The following is a 14,775-nucleotide window of genomic DNA, read 5'->3' as shown; positions in this document are numbered from 1 at the left end:
AATATAGAAAAAGCTCCATAATTACTTATGAAGCTTGTCTGAGATTTACTAAAAGAATTATCGTTTTGATATCTCTTTAAATGGTCTGTACGTTTCACCAGTATATAACTGACGAGGACGACCAATTGGTTCTTTACGCAAACGCATTTCTCTCCATTGAGAAATCCAACCTGGTAAACGTCCTAAAGCGAACATTACTGTAAACATTTCTGTTGGAATACCCATAGCTCTATAGATAATACCTGAATAGAAATCTACGTTTGGATATAATTTTCTGTCAACAAAGTATGAATCTTCTAAAGCTTCTTTTTCTAAACCTTTAGCGATGTCGAGAATAGGATCTTCAACACCTAAGTCTGATAACACTTCATCAGCAGCTACTTTAATGATTTTTGCTCTTGGATCAAAGTTTTTATATACTCTATGACCGAAGCCCATTAAACGGAAAGGATCTTCTTTATCTTTTGCTTTAGCCATGTATTTTTTAGTATCTCCACCGTCTTCTTTAATCGCCTCAAGCATTTCTAAAACAGCTTGGTTAGCTCCACCATGCAGTGGTCCCCAAAGCGCAGAAATACCAGCAGATAAAGACACAAATAATCCTGCATGAGATGAGCCTGTGATTCTAACTGTAGATGTTGAACAGTTTTGTTCGTGATCTGCATGAAGAATTAAAAGTTTATCTAATGCGTTTACTAAAATTGGATTTTGGGTGTATTCTTCATTAGGACGTTTAAACATCATTTGTAGAATATTCTCAACATATCCTAATGATGAACTCCCATAATCTAATGGCATACCATGTTTTTTACGCATGGTCCAAGCTACAAGAATAGGAAACTTTCCTAAGATTCTAACAATAGCGTTATACATTTCCTCTTCAGAATCTACATTTACAGAACTAGGATTAAAAGCAGTTAAGGCACTCGTTAAAGATGCCAAAACACCCATTGGATGTGCTGATTTTGGAAATGCGTCTAATATTTTTTTGATATCATCATCAACAACGGAGTGCTTTTTAATGTCAGCATGGAACCGATTTAATTCCTCTTGAGTAGGTAATTCTCCAAAGATTAATAAATAGACTACTTCTAAGAAATCGGCTTTTTCTGCTAATTCTTCAATGGAGTACCCTCTATATCTTAAAATTCCATTTTCTCCATCTAAAAACGTAATTGCACTTTCACAACTTCCAGTGTTTTTATAACCAGGATCAATCGTAATCACGCCTCCTGTATCTCCTCGTAAATTTTTTATATCTATAGCAACTTCATTTTCTGAGCCTATAACTATTGGAAATTCATACTTTTTACCATTAACTTCTAACGTAGCTTTATCTGACATTTGTTGATGTTTTATATTGTTTTTTCAGTCCGGTAAATTTACGAAATATCTAAGAATTTACGAAGTCTATTTATAATGGTTTTAACAATTATGATATTCATAAAATAGATAGCAAAAGTAAAACCAATGATAGTGCTTTTACGGTTACAGTTTATTAAATAGACTTATTGATTTTTTAGAGTTAAATAGTATTTTTGCACGTAAACACAATTTATATGTTGCGCCTTCTAACAGCACTCTTTTTTATCTCTTTTATCTCTTCCTATACTCATGCCCAAGTTATAAACATTGAAACTCTAAGAAAACCAACAGATTCCATAAAGTGGACTGGATCAGTAAGCTTAGATGTTTCCCTGATAAAAAACACAAATGATATTTTCAGAATTGCTAACAAAGCACATATTCAATATAAGGACTCCATGAATTTATGGTTGTTTGTAAATGATATCAATTTACAGAAAATTGAAGGAAATTCTTTGGTAAACAGAGGTACGCAACATTTAAGATACAACCGAAGAATTACTAAAAGAGTAAAATGGGAAGCCTTTATACAAACTCAATATGATGCTATTTCAGATATTAATCTGAGAGCATTGGTAGGTACTGGACCTCGTTTTAAATTAAGTGAAAACGACAACTATAAATTTTACCTAGGCACTTTAGTGATGTATGAGCATGAAAAAGCATCTAATGTTGTTTCAGACCGACTTCAGCAAGACATTAGAGGAAGTGCATACCTGTCGTTTAGCTTTTATCCTACAGAAACCTTGAGTATTATAAGTACCAGTTATTACCAGCCAAAACTTGAAGCCTTTAAAGATTATCGACTATCAAGTAATACCTCTGTTTTATTTAAAATACTTGAAAATTTAGCCTTTAAAACAACATTTGATTATTTCTTTGATGCGTTTCCTGTTAGTACAGGTATTCCGAAGACACAATTTGAGTTGACAAATGGATTGTTATATACGTTTTAGACACATTAGGTTGTTAGACTCCTTAGTCTAAAATATGTTTTCGTTGTCATTCTGAAGGAGTCTTTTTTTGACGGCTGAAGAATCTCTACTTTAAGAGATTCTTTATTTCACTCTGAATGACATTATCATTTATCGTTAAAGAAAAACCTACTCGAATTAACGAATAGGTTATAGATTTATGATTTAAGACAATTTTACTTCACTTTAAACGCATTCATTTGTGGAAAGTAAGCTACTTCTTGTAATTCTTCTTCAATACGTAATAACTGATTGTACTTTGCCATACGATCACTACGTGATGCAGAACCTGTTTTAATTTGTCCTGTATTTAAAGCGACAGCCAAATCGGCAATCGTATTATCTTCAGTTTCCCCTGAACGATGTGACATCACTGAAGTATAACCAGCATTATGTGCCATGTTTACTGCTGAAATCGTTTCAGTCAACGTTCCAATTTGATTCACTTTAATTAGAATAGAATTTGCGATTCCTTCTTTAATGCCTCTCGATAAACGCTCTACATTCGTTACGAATAAATCGTCACCAACCAACTGTACTTTATCTCCAATTTGTTCTGTTAAGTATTTCCAACCGTCCCAATCGTTTTCATCCATACCATCTTCAATAGAAATAATTGGATATTTAGAAGCTAATTCTGCTAAGTAGTCGGCTTGTTCTTTACTCGTTCTAACTTGTCCATTACTGCCTTCAAACTTAGTATAATCGTAAGCACCATCCACATAAAATTCGGCAGCAGCACAATCTAATGCAATCATCACATCATCGCCTAATTTGTAGCCAGCATTTGAAACCGCTTTGGCAATCGTTTCTAAAGCATCTTCTGTTCCACCTTCTAAGTTTGGTGCAAATCCACCTTCATCACCAACAGCAGTACTCAAGCCTCTGTCATGTAATACCTTTTTAAGATGATGAAAAATCTCAGTTCCCATTTGCATCGCATGCGTAAAATTCTTTGCTTTTACAGGCATTATCATAAACTCTTGAAATGCAATTGGCGCATCACTATGAGAACCTCCGTTGATGATATTCATCATTGGTACTGGTAAAGTATTGGCAGAAACACCTCCTACATATCTGTATAATGGCATTCCTAATTCGTTAGCAGCAGCTTTTGCAGCAGCTAATGACACACCTAAAATAGCATTAGCCCCTAATTTTGATTTGTTTTTTGTACCATCTAACTCTATCATTAACTGATCGATTCTATTCTGATCAAATACAGATTCTCCTAATAGTTCTTGAGAGATGATTGAGTTTACATTATGTACAGCTTTAGTAACTCCTTTTCCCATGTAAGCTGCTCCTCCATCCCTAAGTTCAACAGCTTCATGCTCTCCTGTAGACGCTCCAGACGGTACTGCTGCTCTTCCCATCACTCCATTTTCGGTAACAACATCAACTTCAACAGTTGGATTTCCTCTAGAGTCTAAAATTTGTCTCGCATGAATATTAATTATGATGCTCATTTTCTAAATATTATAATTGATTATTTTTTTTGGATATTCTGAATAAATTCATCAAATAAATAAGCTGAATCATTTGGTCCAGGACTTGCTTCTGGGTGGTATTGTACAGAGAAACAATTTTTATTTTTCATTTTGATACCTGCGACAGTATGATCATTTAAATGTACATGAGTGATTTCAATATCAGGATGTGCTTCCGTCTCCTCTCTATTAATAGCAAAGCCATGGTTTTGAGATGTAATTTCTCCTTTTGTCGTTATTAAATTCTTTACAGGATGATTGATACCTCTATGACCATGATGCATTTTGTAGGTTGAAATACCATTAGCTAGAGCAATGACTTGATGTCCTAAACAAATTCCAAATAAAGGTAAATCTCTCTTGATAATTTCTTTAGCAACCGTTTGCGCTTCTGTTAAAGGTTCTGGATCACCTGGTCCGTTTGATAAGAAATAACCATCTGGTTTGAAGGCTTCTAAATCTTCAAACTTAGAATTATACGGAAACACTTTTATATACGCATCACGTTTAGCCAAATTGCGAAGAATATTCTTTTTAATTCCGATATCTAAAGCTGCTATTTTATAAGTTGCATTTTCATCACCATAGTAATATGGTTCTTTAGTAGATACCTGAGAGGCTAATTCTAAACCTTCCATGCTAGGCACTTCTGATAATTGTTTTTTTAATGCCTCAATGTTATCTACATCTGTAGAAATTACGGCATTCATAGCACCATGATCTCTAATATGGCTTACGAGTGCTCTGGTATCGACGTCTGAAATGGCTAAGAGGTTGTTATCATTTAGAAATTCCTCTAAAGATTTATCTCCTGCAGGACGCGAATAGTTGAAACTAAAATTTTTACAAATCAATCCTGCGATTTTAATCGAATTTGATTCTACTTCATCATTTTTAGTTCCGTAGTTGCCAATATGCGCGTTGGTAGTTACCATAAGCTGACCATAGTAAGAAGGGTCGGTAAAGATTTCTTGGTATCCTGTTGTACCTGTATTGAAACAAACCTCGCCAAAGGCAGTACCTTCTTTTCCGATAGATTTTCCATGAAAAATCGTTCCGTCTGCGAGTAAGATTAGGGCTTTTTTACGTTTTAAGTATATCATCGTTTTTATTATGGTATCCCTGTCTTCACAGGGACAAGGTTTTACAAAATTGCATAAAAAAAAGGATAATCTAAAACAGATTATCCTTTATATATATGAAATGCTTATTAACACTCGATAATCGAGATTTAAACAATATCAAAGCGGGTTTCATTTTTTTATCAGTATTGATATTACATTCAACTCGCTTAATTGTTAGCATTCTATTCTTCTTCTTCGTTAGTTGCTGTTGGAGCAACTGGTGCAGCTGCTGGTTTTGAACCTCCTCTTCTACTTCTTCTGGTTGTTTTCTTTTCTTTCTTGCCAGCGTTATAAATTTCGTTGTAGTCTACTAACTCAATCATTGCCATATCAGCGTTATCACCAAGTCTGTTTCCTAATTTGATGATTCTTGTATAACCACCTGGACGATCAGCAATCTTAGGAGCAACATCTCTGAATAATTCAGCAACAGCTTCTTTTTGTCTTAGCTTAGACATAACAATTCGTCTGTTATGAGTTGTATCTGATTTAGACTTAGTAATCATTGGCTCAACAAATTGTTTCAAAGCTTTTGCTTTAGCAACCGTTGTGTTGATTCTTTTGTGTTCGATTAACGAACATGCCATATTAGCTAACATTGCTTTTCTATGAGCAGTTTGTCTTCCTAAATGGTTAAATTTCTTTCCGTGTCTCATGACTTTCTATTTATCATCTTGCTTCCAAACTCAATTTCTGAGGAGCAAAATATGATTATTATAATTTAAATTTAATCTTTATCTAATTTGTATTTTGCTAAATCCATTCCGAAGTTAAGCCCTTTAACGTTTACTAATTCTTCTAGCTCAGTTAAAGATTTCTTACCAAAGTTACGGAACTTCATTAAGTCATTTTTATTAAAAGATACTAAGTCACCTAGAGTGTCAACTTCTGCAGCTTTCAAACAGTTTAATGCACGTACAGAAAGATCCATATCAACTAATTTAGTTTTCAACAGTTGTCTCATGTGAAGTGATTCTTCATCATAAGTTTCAGTTTGTGCAATTTCATCAGCTTCAAGAGTGATACGCTCATCAGAGAATAACATGAAGTGGTGAATTAATATTTTAGCGGCTTCAGTTAAAGCATCTTTTGGATGAATTGATCCATCAGTGATGATTTCAAAAACTAATTTTTCATAATCGGTTTTTTGCTCAACACGGAAGTTTTCAATACTGTACTTTACGTTTTTTATTGGCGTATAAATTGAATCTGTAAAGATGGTTCCGATTGGTGCAGACGCTTTTTTATTTTCTTCAGCAGGAACATAACCTCTACCTTTTTCGATAGTGATTTCCATGTTGATGCTTACCTTAGGGTCTAAGTTACAAATGACTAAGTCTTTATTTAACACTTGAAATCCTGAGATAAACTTTTGAAAATCTCCAGCCGTAATTTGATCCTGACCAGAAATTGAAATAGAAACAGATTCGTTATCTACTTCATCAATCTGACGCTTAAAGTTAACTTGCTTTAAGTTCAAAATCATTTCAGTTACATCTTCAACAACACCTGCAATTGTAGAGAATTCGTGATCTACGCCTTCTATTCTTACTGATGTTATTGCGAAACCTTCTAAAGACGATAATAATACTCTTCTTAGAGCATTACCTACTGTCAATCCGTATCCTGGTTCTAAAGGTCTGAATTCGAATTTACCTTCGAACTCAGTAGAATCGATCATGATTACTTTATCTGGTTTCTGAAAATTTAATATTGCCATAGTTTTTTCTTCGTTTTGATTGTTATTTAGTTGCGCGATTTAGAAGTTTGAAGAAGACTAGTAAATCCTTTGGCTAAATACCAATATGATTAATTTATTATTTAGAGTATAATTCGACAATGAATTGCTCATTGATATTTTCCGGAATTTGAATACGTTCTGGAACAGAAACATACGTTCCTTGTTTTGTGTCGTTATTCCAAGTGATCCACTCGTATACATTGCTAGAGTTAGCTAATGAATTTTGAATAGCTTCTAAAGATTTAGATTTTTCTCTAACAGCTACAACATCTCCTGCTTTTAACTGGTAAGAAGGAATGTTTACGATGTCACCATTTACAGTAATGTGTCTGTGAGATACTAATTGTCTGGCACCACTACGAGAAGGAGATAATCCCATTCTGAAAGCCACGTTGTCTAAACGAGACTCACACAATTGTAGTAATACTTCACCAGTAATACCTTGTGCAGCAGTTGCTTTTTTAAACATGTTTCTGAATTGCTTTTCTAATATACCATAGGTATATTTCGCTTTTTGCTTTTCCATTAGCTGGATTGCATATTCAGATTTTTTTCCACGACGTCTAGCGTTTCCGTGTTGACCAGGAGGATAATTTCTTTTTTCAAAAGCTTTATCATCTCCAAAAATAGCTTCACCGAATTTTCGGGCTATTTTAGTTTTAGGACCAGTATATCTTGCCATTTTTAAAATTTGTTATGAGAGTGTTTATGAATTAAGGTCTTAATCTTATCCTTCGATAAACGTTGATCTCTCGTTGATACTTGTTTATTATTTTTCAGTTTGCAAATTTACGTATAAAAAATTAATATCAACTGCAAAAGAGTTGATATTAATTTCAATACATATATAATTTAAACTCTTCTACGTTTAGGAGGACGACATCCATTGTGTGGTAATGGCGTAACATCAATAATTTCTGTTACTTCAATTCCAGCGTTATGGATTGATCTGATAGCAGATTCTCTACCGTTACCAGGACCTTTAACGTACACTTTTACTTTTTTAAGTCCAGCTTCCTTAGCAACTCCAGCAGCATCTTCCGCAGCTAATTGAGCAGCATAAGGTGTGTTCTTTTTAGAACCTCTGAATCCCATTTTTCCTGCAGATGACCAAGAGATTACGTCACCTTTTTTGTTTGTTAAAGAGATAATGATATTGTTAAAAGATGCAGCTACGTGAGCTTCACCAACAGCATCCACTATTACTTTACGTTTTTTTGTACTTGACTTTGCCATATTATTCAGTTTCTAGTTGTTAGTTCTTCAAGTTTTTAGAATCCTAAACATTGCTATTTCAAACAGATTCCTCTAACATTTAAAACTAGTGACTAATGTCTAATTATTATTTAGTTGCTTTTTTCTTATTAGCAACAGTTTTTCTTCTACCCTTTCTTGTTCTAGAGTTGTTTTTAGTACGTTGACCTCTTAAAGGTAAACCTGCTCTATGACGAATACCTCTGTAACAACCAATATCCATCAAACGTTTGATGTTAATTTGTGTTTCAGAACGTAATTCACCTTCAATAGTATAAGATCCTACAGCGTCACGGATTGCTCCAATTTGATCATCTGTCCAGTCTTCTACTTTGATGCTTTCGTCTACTTTAGCTGTAGCTAAAATTTCTTGTGCTCTACTTCTACCTACTCCGTAGATATAAGTTAAAGAGATCACTCCTCTTTTTTGTTTTGGTATGTCTACACCTGCAATTCTTGCCATAATTACCCTTGTCTTTGTTTGAATCTAGGATTCTTTTTGTTAATGACGTAAAGTCTACCTTTTCTGCGCACTAATTTACAGTCTGCGCTTCTTTTTTTAACTGATGCTCTTACTTTCATCTTGTCTTAGTTATTATTTACTATTGTAAGATGGAACCTTACGGTTTCATCGAATTAGTATCTATAAGTTATACGAGCCTTAGTTAAATCGTAAGGACTCATTTCTAATTTTACTTTATCTCCTGGTAATAATTTAATATAATGCATACGCATTTTACCAGAGATATGTGCAGTCACGATGTGACCATTTTCAAGTTCAACACGAAACATTGCATTTGACAATGCTTCAATGATTGATCCGTCTTGTTCTATTGCTGCTTGTTTTGCCATAGTTTAAATTAAGCTACTGCTTTTCTATTTTTACCTGTTTTCATCAAGCCATCATAATGTTTGTTCAACAAGTATGAATTCACTTGTTGCATTGTATCTATTGCAACTCCAACCATAATTAATAGTGATGTACCACCAAAGAATAAAGCCCATCCTGCCTGAACATCCATAAGCTTTACAATAATTGCTGGGAACACAGCTATTAATGCTAAGAATATAGAACCTGGTAAGGTAATTTGAGACATGATTTTATCTAAATATTCTGAAGTTTCTGTCCCAGGTCTAATACCAGGAATAAAACCACCACTACGTTTTAAATCATCTGCCATTTTGTTTGTTGGAACAGTAATAGCAGTATAAAAATACGTGAATATGATAATCAATAGTGCAAATACGATATTATACCATAATCCGAAAATATCAGAGAATTGTGCAATCATCCATTGTCCAGCATCACTGCCATCAATTGATTTACCAATTAAACTAGGTACAAACATAATAGCTTGAGCAAAGATAATTGGCATTACACCTGATGCATTTAACTTTAATGGTAGAAACTGTCTAGAACCAAATACATTTTTTTCGTATCCACCAGAAGCAGTTCTTCTTGCATATTGTACTGCAATCTTACGAACAGCCATAACTAACATTACAGATGCCATAATAATCACAAACCATATAACTAGTTCTATTAAGATCATCATTAATCCTCCATTACCACCTCCACTTAAACGCGATGCGGCATTTTGAATGAATGAAGCAGGTAAAGTTGCTATAATACCAACCATAATTAATAATGAAATACCATTACCAATTCCTTTGTCAGTAATCTTCTCACCTAACCACATTGCGAATACACATCCAGTCACTAAAATAATTACTGAAGAGATATAAAATGTAGGTCCAGTTCCTAATAAGAATGCTGATTGAGGAATACCAAATGCTGTTGGTAAGCTAGCCAAATAGCCTGGTGCTTGAAATAAGCAGATTACGATGGTTAACCAACGAGTAATCTGAGTAATTTTCTTTTGACCACTTGCACCTTCTTTTTGTAGTTTTTGAAGATAAGGAATTGCAATTCCCATCAATTGTACTACAATAGAGGCAGAAATATAAGGCATAATACCTAAAGCAAAAACAGAAGCGTTAGCAAAAGCACCACCAGTAAACATGTTTAATAAACCAAGGATACCTTCTCCTGCACCTGCTTGTAAATTGCTTAGTTGACTTGCATCAATACCTGGAAGCACAACCTGAGCACCAAAACGGTACACTAAAAGCAAACCAAGCGTTAGAATGATTCTGTCTTTTAGTTCGGTTATTTTCCAAACATTCTTTAATGTTTCTATTAATTTCATACTCTAAGTTGTCTTATAAAGTTACAGCTTCTCCTCCTGCAGCTTCAATTGCAGCTTTTGCTGAAGCAGTAAATTTATGAGCAGATACTTTTAATTTTGATTTTAATTCACCGCGACCAAGAATTTTTACTAAATCATTCTTTCCTGCTAAACGTAAATCTATTAACGTTTCAAAATCAACTGCATCTTTTATTTTCTTGTCATCAACTAATTGTTGTAAAGTATCAAGATTAACACCTTGGTATTCTACTCTGTTAATGTTTGTAAATCCAAATTTTGGCACACGTCTTTGAAGCGGCATTTGACCACCTTCAAAACCTAATTTTTTAGAATAACCTGAACGAGATTTAGCTCCTTTGTGACCACGAGTTGCAGTACCACCTTTTCCAGAACCTTGTCCTCGACCTATTCTTTTACCTTGATTCTTTACAGAACCTTCTGCTGGTTTTAAATTACTTAAGTCCATTCTATATTATTATTTTGTTTCTTCAACAGAAACTAAATGTGAAACTTTATTTACCATACCAAGAACACTTGGTGAAGCATCATGCTCAATTGTTTGACCAATTCTTTTTAGTCCAAGAGCTTCTAATATTCTTTTTTGGTTTTGAGTACGATTGATAGCACTTTTCACCTTTGTTACTTTAATCTTTCCCATTGTCCTAATGATTAACCGTTAAATACTTTTTCAAGAGAAATCCCTCTATCCTTTGCAATTGTATTTGCATCTCTTAATTGCAACAATGCATCAAAAGTAGCTTTTACCACATTGTGAGGATTTGAAGATCCTTGAGATTTAGATAATACATCGTGAACACCAACGGCTTCTAATACTGTTCTTACAGCACCACCAGCAATTACACCTGTACCAGGAGCAGCAGGAATGATATTTACTCGTGCTCCACCAAATTTACCTTTTTGTTCATGAGGTAAAGTTCCTTTAATAATAGGAATTCTCACTAAGTTCTTCTTAGCATCTTCAACTGCTTTAGCAATTGCAGTAGCCACATCTTTAGATTTTCCTAAACCGTGACCAACAACTCCAGCTTCATCACCAACCACTACGATCGCTGAAAAACCAAAAGCTCTACCACCTTTTGTTACTTTGGTAACTCTTTGAACACCAACTAAACGATCTTTAAGATCAATTCCACTTGGTTTTACTAATTCTGCGTTTTTATATTTTTGATACATAGTGTCTTAAAATTTAAGTCCGCCTTCTCTTGCGCCTTCAGCTAATGATTTTACTCTTCCGTGATATTGGTATCCACCTCTATCAAAAGAAATAGTATTGATACCTGCTTTAATTGCTCTTTCAGCTACAGCTTTACCAACTAAGGTAGCTTTTTCTGATTTAGTTCCTTTTGCAGAAGCAACATCTTTATCTCTTGATGATGCTGCAGCTAAAGTTTTACCTGTAACATCGTCAACAATTTGAGCATAAATTTCTTTATTACTTCTGTAAACAGCTAAACGTGGTCTTGCTTCTGTACCAGAAACAACCTTACGGATTCTGCTTTTTATTCTTAGTCTTCTTTCGTTCTTTGTTAATGCCATAACTAATTTTTTAAGCTGATTTACCTGCTTTTCTTCTTAATTCTTCACCAACAAACTTAATACCTTTTCCTTTGTAAGGTTCTGGTTTTCTAAAGCCGCGAATTTTAGCAGCTACTTGTCCAACTAATTGTTTATCGTGAGATGTTAATTTTACTATTGGGTTTTTACCTTTTTCTGAAATGGTTTCAATTTTAACTTCTGGTGCAATATCTAAAATGATATTGTGAGAGAAACCTAAAGCCAAATCTAATTTCTGACCTTGGTTTGAAGCTCTGTAACCTACACCAACAAGTTCTAATTCTTTAGTCCATCCCTTAGAAACACCATTTATCATGTTGTTCATTAAAGACCTATATAAACCGTGTTTAGATTTTTGTTCTTTACTATCTGATGATCTCGTTACAAGTACGTTTCCGTCTTCAACTTTAATTTCGACAGCATCAAAGTTTTGTGTTAATTCTCCTAATTTACCTTTTACAGTAACTAAGCCTTCTTTAACATCAACTGTAACTCCTTCTGGAATTGCTACTGGATTATTTCCTATTCTTGACATGTTCTTTCTGCTTTAAATTAGTAAACGTAACACAATAATTCACCACCAACGTTTTCTTTGTGCGCTTGCTTTCCTGTAATTACACCTTTAGATGTAGAAACAATCGCGATACCTAATCCGTTAAGGATTCTTGGCATTTCATTAGCGCCAGCATACTTACGTAAACCTGGTGTACTGATTCTTTGTATTTTTTTGATAACCGATTCTTTAGTCTCCTTGTTATACTTCAAAGCAATTTTTATGGTGCCTTGGACAGTAGAATCGTCGAATTTATAACTTAAAATATATCCTTGATCGAATAATATTTTAGTCATTTCTTTCTTTAGGTTTGAAGCAGGAATTTCAACCACTCTGTGGTTAGCTTTCACTGCATTTCTGATTCTTGTTAAGAAATCAGCAATTGGATCTGTATTCATTTATATTAATTTGCGGTAGTGGTTTTCGATAATTTTACCGAACCTAAAACCAATTTATAATTCTTATTGTAATCGCGATGAGGCGATTTAGTTTACCAAGATGCTTTTTTAACACCTGGAATCAAACCTTGGTTAGCCATTTCACGGAATGTCACACGTGAAATACCGAAAGTTCTCATATACCCTTTAGGTCTTCCTGTTAATTTACAACGGTTATGTTGACGAACAGGAGAAGCATTTTTTGGTAACTTTTGTAATGCTTCGTAGTCTCCAGCTTCTTTTAAAGCTTTACGTTTTTCAGCATATTTAGCTACTGTTTTTGCTCTTTTGACCTCACGGGCTTTCATTGATTCTTTAGCCATATCTTAGTTCTTTTGAAAAGGTAATCCCAATTCAGTTAATAACGATTTTGCTTCTTTATCTGTATCAGCTGTTGTTACAAATGTAATATCCATACCAGATATTTTATTGATTTTATCAATATCGATTTCTGGAAAGATAATTTGTTCAACAATACCTAAGTTATAGTTTCCACGTCCATCAAAACCTGTAGCTTTAATTCCGTTAAAATCTCTTACTCGTGGTAATGCTGAAGTCACTAGACGGTCTAAAAACTCATACATTTGCTCACCTCTTAACGTTACACGAGTACCAATTGGCATTCCTTTACGTAATTTAAATGAGGCAACATCCTTTTTAGATAATGTTGCTACAGCTTTCTGACCAGAAATTTTAGTTAATTCATCAACAGCATGATCAATTAATTTCTTGTCTGCAACTGCTGCTCCAACACCTTTAGATATTACTATCTTTGTAAGTTTAGGAACTTGCATTACATTTTTATATCCGAATTCTTCTGTAAGAGCAGAAACTACTTTGTCCTTGTACTCTTGTTTTAATCTTGGAATATAAGCCATAATTATATTACTTCATTTGATTTTTTAGAAAATCTAACTTTCTTATCACCTTCCATTTTAAAACCAACTCTAGTTGCTTCACCTTTAGAAGTTAGCAACGATAAGTTAGATAAATGCATTGGTGCTTCTTTTTCTACAATTCCACCTTGAGGGTTTTGTGCACTAGGTTTTGTATGTTTCTTAACCATGTTTACACCCTCTACAATGGCTTTGTTCTTATCTTTAAATACTTTAAGTACTTTACCTTCTGTTCCTTTATGGTCTCCAGCAATTACTTGAACTGTATCTCCTGATTTAATTTTAAGCTTTGTCATTTTTTTAGTCATTAAAGCACTTCTGGTGCCAATGATACAATTTTCATGAACTGTTTGTCACGAAGTTCTCTAGCTACTGGTCCAAATACACGTGTTCCTCTCATTTCTCCTGTTGGATTTAAAAGCACACAAGCATTATCATCAAAACGAATGTAAGAGCCATCTGGACGTCTTACTTCTTTTTTAGTACGAACCACAACTGCTGTTGAAACTGCTCCTTTTTTAATGTTTCCATTAGGTGTTGCATCTTTAACGGATACTACGATTTTATCACCAATAGAAGCATATCTTCTTTTTGTACCACCAAGAACACGTATTGTTAATACTTCTTTTGCTCCTGTGTTATCAGCTACTTTTAATCTAGATTCTTGTTGTACCATAATTATTTAGCTCTTTCTATTATTTCTACTAATCTCCAACATTTAGATTTACTTAAAGGTCGTGTTTCCATGATCTTTACTGTATCTCCAATGTTACAGTCGTTTGTTTCGTCGTGAGCAACATATTTCTTTGTTTTCAAAACGAATTTTCCATACATAGGATGTTTTACTTTTTTTACTTCAGCAACAACGATTGATTTCATCATTTTGTTACTAGTAACAACTCCTATACGTTCTTTTCTTAAGTTTCTTTTTTCCATCTTTCAGCCAGAATACAATTATTGTATTTCTCTTTTAGTTAATTCTGTTGCAATTCTTGCTACTGAACGTCTAACGTTACGTAACTGAATTGGATTCTCTAATGGAGAGATTGCATGAGCCATTTTTAGATCTGCATAACTCTGTTTAGTCTCGCTAAGTTTCTCTTGTAACTCAGTTACTGATAACTGTGTAATTTCTGCTTGCTTCATAATTTGTTGT

At 34.0% G+C, this 14,775-nt stretch carries 24 protein-coding genes; 1 reads left to right on the top strand and 23 read right to left on the bottom strand.

The genetic code is table 11. The annotated features are described in order from the left end of the window. Positions 1-57 precede the first annotated feature (57 nt). Positions 58-1,344 (bottom strand): citrate synthase, encoded by a 1,287-nt coding sequence (locus ACRHNM_RS12740; protein WP_431137027.1) that lies wholly within the window; start codon positions 1,342-1,344, stop codon positions 58-60. Positions 1,345-1,559: 215 nt separating this feature from the next. Between ACRHNM_RS12740 and ACRHNM_RS12735 the strand changes: the two genes are divergently transcribed. Beyond that, positions 1,560-2,321, top strand: a complete 762-nt coding sequence (locus ACRHNM_RS12735; protein ID WP_431137025.1) for a DUF481 domain-containing protein — start codon at positions 1,560-1,562, stop codon at positions 2,319-2,321. 194 nt (positions 2,322-2,515) lie between these two features. Here the strand turns inward: ACRHNM_RS12735 and eno are convergent, their stop codons facing one another. The 22 genes from eno to rpmC form a co-directional block, all read right to left on the bottom strand. Beyond that, entirely contained in the window at positions 2,516-3,808 is a 1,293-nt protein-coding gene (gene eno / locus ACRHNM_RS12730; RefSeq protein ID WP_431137024.1) for a phosphopyruvate hydratase, read from the bottom strand. Between the two features lie 20 nt (positions 3,809-3,828). Beyond that, on the bottom strand, positions 3,829-4,932 hold the full coding sequence (carA, locus tag ACRHNM_RS12725; RefSeq protein ID WP_431137023.1) for a glutamine-hydrolyzing carbamoyl-phosphate synthase small subunit: 1,104 nt from the start codon (positions 4,930-4,932) through the stop codon (positions 3,829-3,831). A gap of 203 nt (positions 4,933-5,135) precedes the next feature. Beyond that, complete coding sequence (rplQ, locus tag ACRHNM_RS12720; protein WP_431137022.1) at positions 5,136-5,609, bottom strand: 50S ribosomal protein L17; 474 nt, start codon at positions 5,607-5,609, stop codon at positions 5,136-5,138. Between the two features lie 71 nt (positions 5,610-5,680). After that, positions 5,681-6,673: a DNA-directed RNA polymerase subunit alpha gene (locus tag ACRHNM_RS12715; RefSeq protein WP_431137021.1), complete on the bottom strand. Its 993-nt coding sequence runs from the start codon at positions 6,671-6,673 to the stop codon at positions 5,681-5,683. 97 nt (positions 6,674-6,770) lie between these two features. Next, positions 6,771-7,376, bottom strand: coding sequence for a 30S ribosomal protein S4 (gene rpsD / locus ACRHNM_RS12710; RefSeq protein WP_431137020.1), 606 nt, complete (start codon positions 7,374-7,376; stop codon positions 6,771-6,773). A gap of 170 nt (positions 7,377-7,546) precedes the next feature. Continuing rightward, the gene (gene rpsK / locus ACRHNM_RS12705) at positions 7,547-7,930 is read right to left on the bottom strand and encodes a 30S ribosomal protein S11 (protein WP_120202429.1); all 384 of its coding nucleotides are present in this window, start codon (positions 7,928-7,930) and stop codon (positions 7,547-7,549) included. A 106-nt stretch (positions 7,931-8,036) separates the two neighbouring features. Further along, complete coding sequence (gene rpsM / locus ACRHNM_RS12700) at positions 8,037-8,411, bottom strand: 30S ribosomal protein S13 (RefSeq protein ID WP_431137019.1); 375 nt, start codon at positions 8,409-8,411, stop codon at positions 8,037-8,039. Positions 8,412-8,413: 2 nt separating this feature from the next. Beyond that, the gene (gene ykgO, locus ACRHNM_RS12695; RefSeq protein ID WP_008269159.1) at positions 8,414-8,530 is read right to left on the bottom strand and encodes a type B 50S ribosomal protein L36; all 117 of its coding nucleotides are present in this window, start codon (positions 8,528-8,530) and stop codon (positions 8,414-8,416) included. A 54-nt stretch (positions 8,531-8,584) separates the two neighbouring features. Further along, positions 8,585-8,800: a translation initiation factor IF-1 gene (infA, locus tag ACRHNM_RS12690; RefSeq protein WP_026753784.1), complete on the bottom strand. Its 216-nt coding sequence runs from the start codon at positions 8,798-8,800 to the stop codon at positions 8,585-8,587. A gap of 8 nt (positions 8,801-8,808) precedes the next feature. After that, positions 8,809-10,158: a preprotein translocase subunit SecY gene (secY, locus tag ACRHNM_RS12685; protein ID WP_431137018.1), complete on the bottom strand. Its 1,350-nt coding sequence runs from the start codon at positions 10,156-10,158 to the stop codon at positions 8,809-8,811. Positions 10,159-10,171: 13 nt separating this feature from the next. Next, positions 10,172-10,624 carry a 50S ribosomal protein L15 gene (rplO, locus tag ACRHNM_RS12680; RefSeq protein WP_431137017.1) on the bottom strand — a complete coding sequence of 151 codons (453 nt, stop codon included), beginning with the start codon at positions 10,622-10,624 and terminating at the stop codon, positions 10,172-10,174. Between the two features lie 9 nt (positions 10,625-10,633). Then, complete coding sequence (gene rpmD, locus ACRHNM_RS12675; RefSeq protein WP_249994878.1) at positions 10,634-10,816, bottom strand: 50S ribosomal protein L30; 183 nt, start codon at positions 10,814-10,816, stop codon at positions 10,634-10,636. 11 nt (positions 10,817-10,827) lie between these two features. Then, on the bottom strand, positions 10,828-11,352 hold the full coding sequence (gene rpsE / locus ACRHNM_RS12670) for a 30S ribosomal protein S5 (protein WP_040248545.1): 525 nt from the start codon (positions 11,350-11,352) through the stop codon (positions 10,828-10,830). Positions 11,353-11,358: 6 nt separating this feature from the next. Next, the gene (gene rplR / locus ACRHNM_RS12665; protein ID WP_431137016.1) at positions 11,359-11,715 is read right to left on the bottom strand and encodes a 50S ribosomal protein L18; all 357 of its coding nucleotides are present in this window, start codon (positions 11,713-11,715) and stop codon (positions 11,359-11,361) included. 10 nt (positions 11,716-11,725) lie between these two features. Then, positions 11,726-12,268 carry a 50S ribosomal protein L6 gene (gene rplF, locus ACRHNM_RS12660; protein ID WP_431137015.1) on the bottom strand — a complete coding sequence of 181 codons (543 nt, stop codon included), beginning with the start codon at positions 12,266-12,268 and terminating at the stop codon, positions 11,726-11,728. A gap of 17 nt (positions 12,269-12,285) precedes the next feature. Next, positions 12,286-12,684, bottom strand: coding sequence for a 30S ribosomal protein S8 (rpsH, locus tag ACRHNM_RS12655; protein ID WP_431137014.1), 399 nt, complete (start codon positions 12,682-12,684; stop codon positions 12,286-12,288). Positions 12,685-12,776: 92 nt separating this feature from the next. Further along, positions 12,777-13,046 carry a 30S ribosomal protein S14 gene (gene rpsN, locus ACRHNM_RS12650; protein ID WP_040248538.1) on the bottom strand — a complete coding sequence of 90 codons (270 nt, stop codon included), beginning with the start codon at positions 13,044-13,046 and terminating at the stop codon, positions 12,777-12,779. 3 nt (positions 13,047-13,049) lie between these two features. Then, complete coding sequence (rplE, locus tag ACRHNM_RS12645) at positions 13,050-13,601, bottom strand: 50S ribosomal protein L5 (RefSeq protein ID WP_431137013.1); 552 nt, start codon at positions 13,599-13,601, stop codon at positions 13,050-13,052. Positions 13,602-13,603: 2 nt separating this feature from the next. Further along, positions 13,604-13,915, bottom strand: coding sequence for a 50S ribosomal protein L24 (gene rplX / locus ACRHNM_RS12640; RefSeq protein ID WP_431137012.1), 312 nt, complete (start codon positions 13,913-13,915; stop codon positions 13,604-13,606). 11 nt (positions 13,916-13,926) lie between these two features. Further along, on the bottom strand, positions 13,927-14,295 hold the full coding sequence (rplN, locus tag ACRHNM_RS12635) for a 50S ribosomal protein L14 (protein WP_040248536.1): 369 nt from the start codon (positions 14,293-14,295) through the stop codon (positions 13,927-13,929). 2 nt (positions 14,296-14,297) lie between these two features. Further along, a complete protein-coding gene (rpsQ, locus tag ACRHNM_RS12630; RefSeq protein ID WP_013869035.1) occupies positions 14,298-14,555 on the bottom strand; it encodes a 30S ribosomal protein S17 in 258 nt (85 codons plus the stop codon). 18 nt (positions 14,556-14,573) lie between these two features. Continuing rightward, positions 14,574-14,765, bottom strand: coding sequence for a 50S ribosomal protein L29 (gene rpmC / locus ACRHNM_RS12625; RefSeq protein WP_431137011.1), 192 nt, complete (start codon positions 14,763-14,765; stop codon positions 14,574-14,576). Between the last annotated feature and the right edge of the window lie 10 nt (positions 14,766-14,775).

The sequence above is a fragment of the Psychroserpens mesophilus genome (genome assembly GCF_050617655.1).
GTDB lineage: Bacteria > Bacteroidota > Bacteroidia > Flavobacteriales > Flavobacteriaceae > Psychroserpens > Psychroserpens mesophilus_A.
The sequence above is the reverse complement of the archived record's forward strand: the minus strand, read 5'-3'. Positions and strand labels throughout refer to the sequence as shown.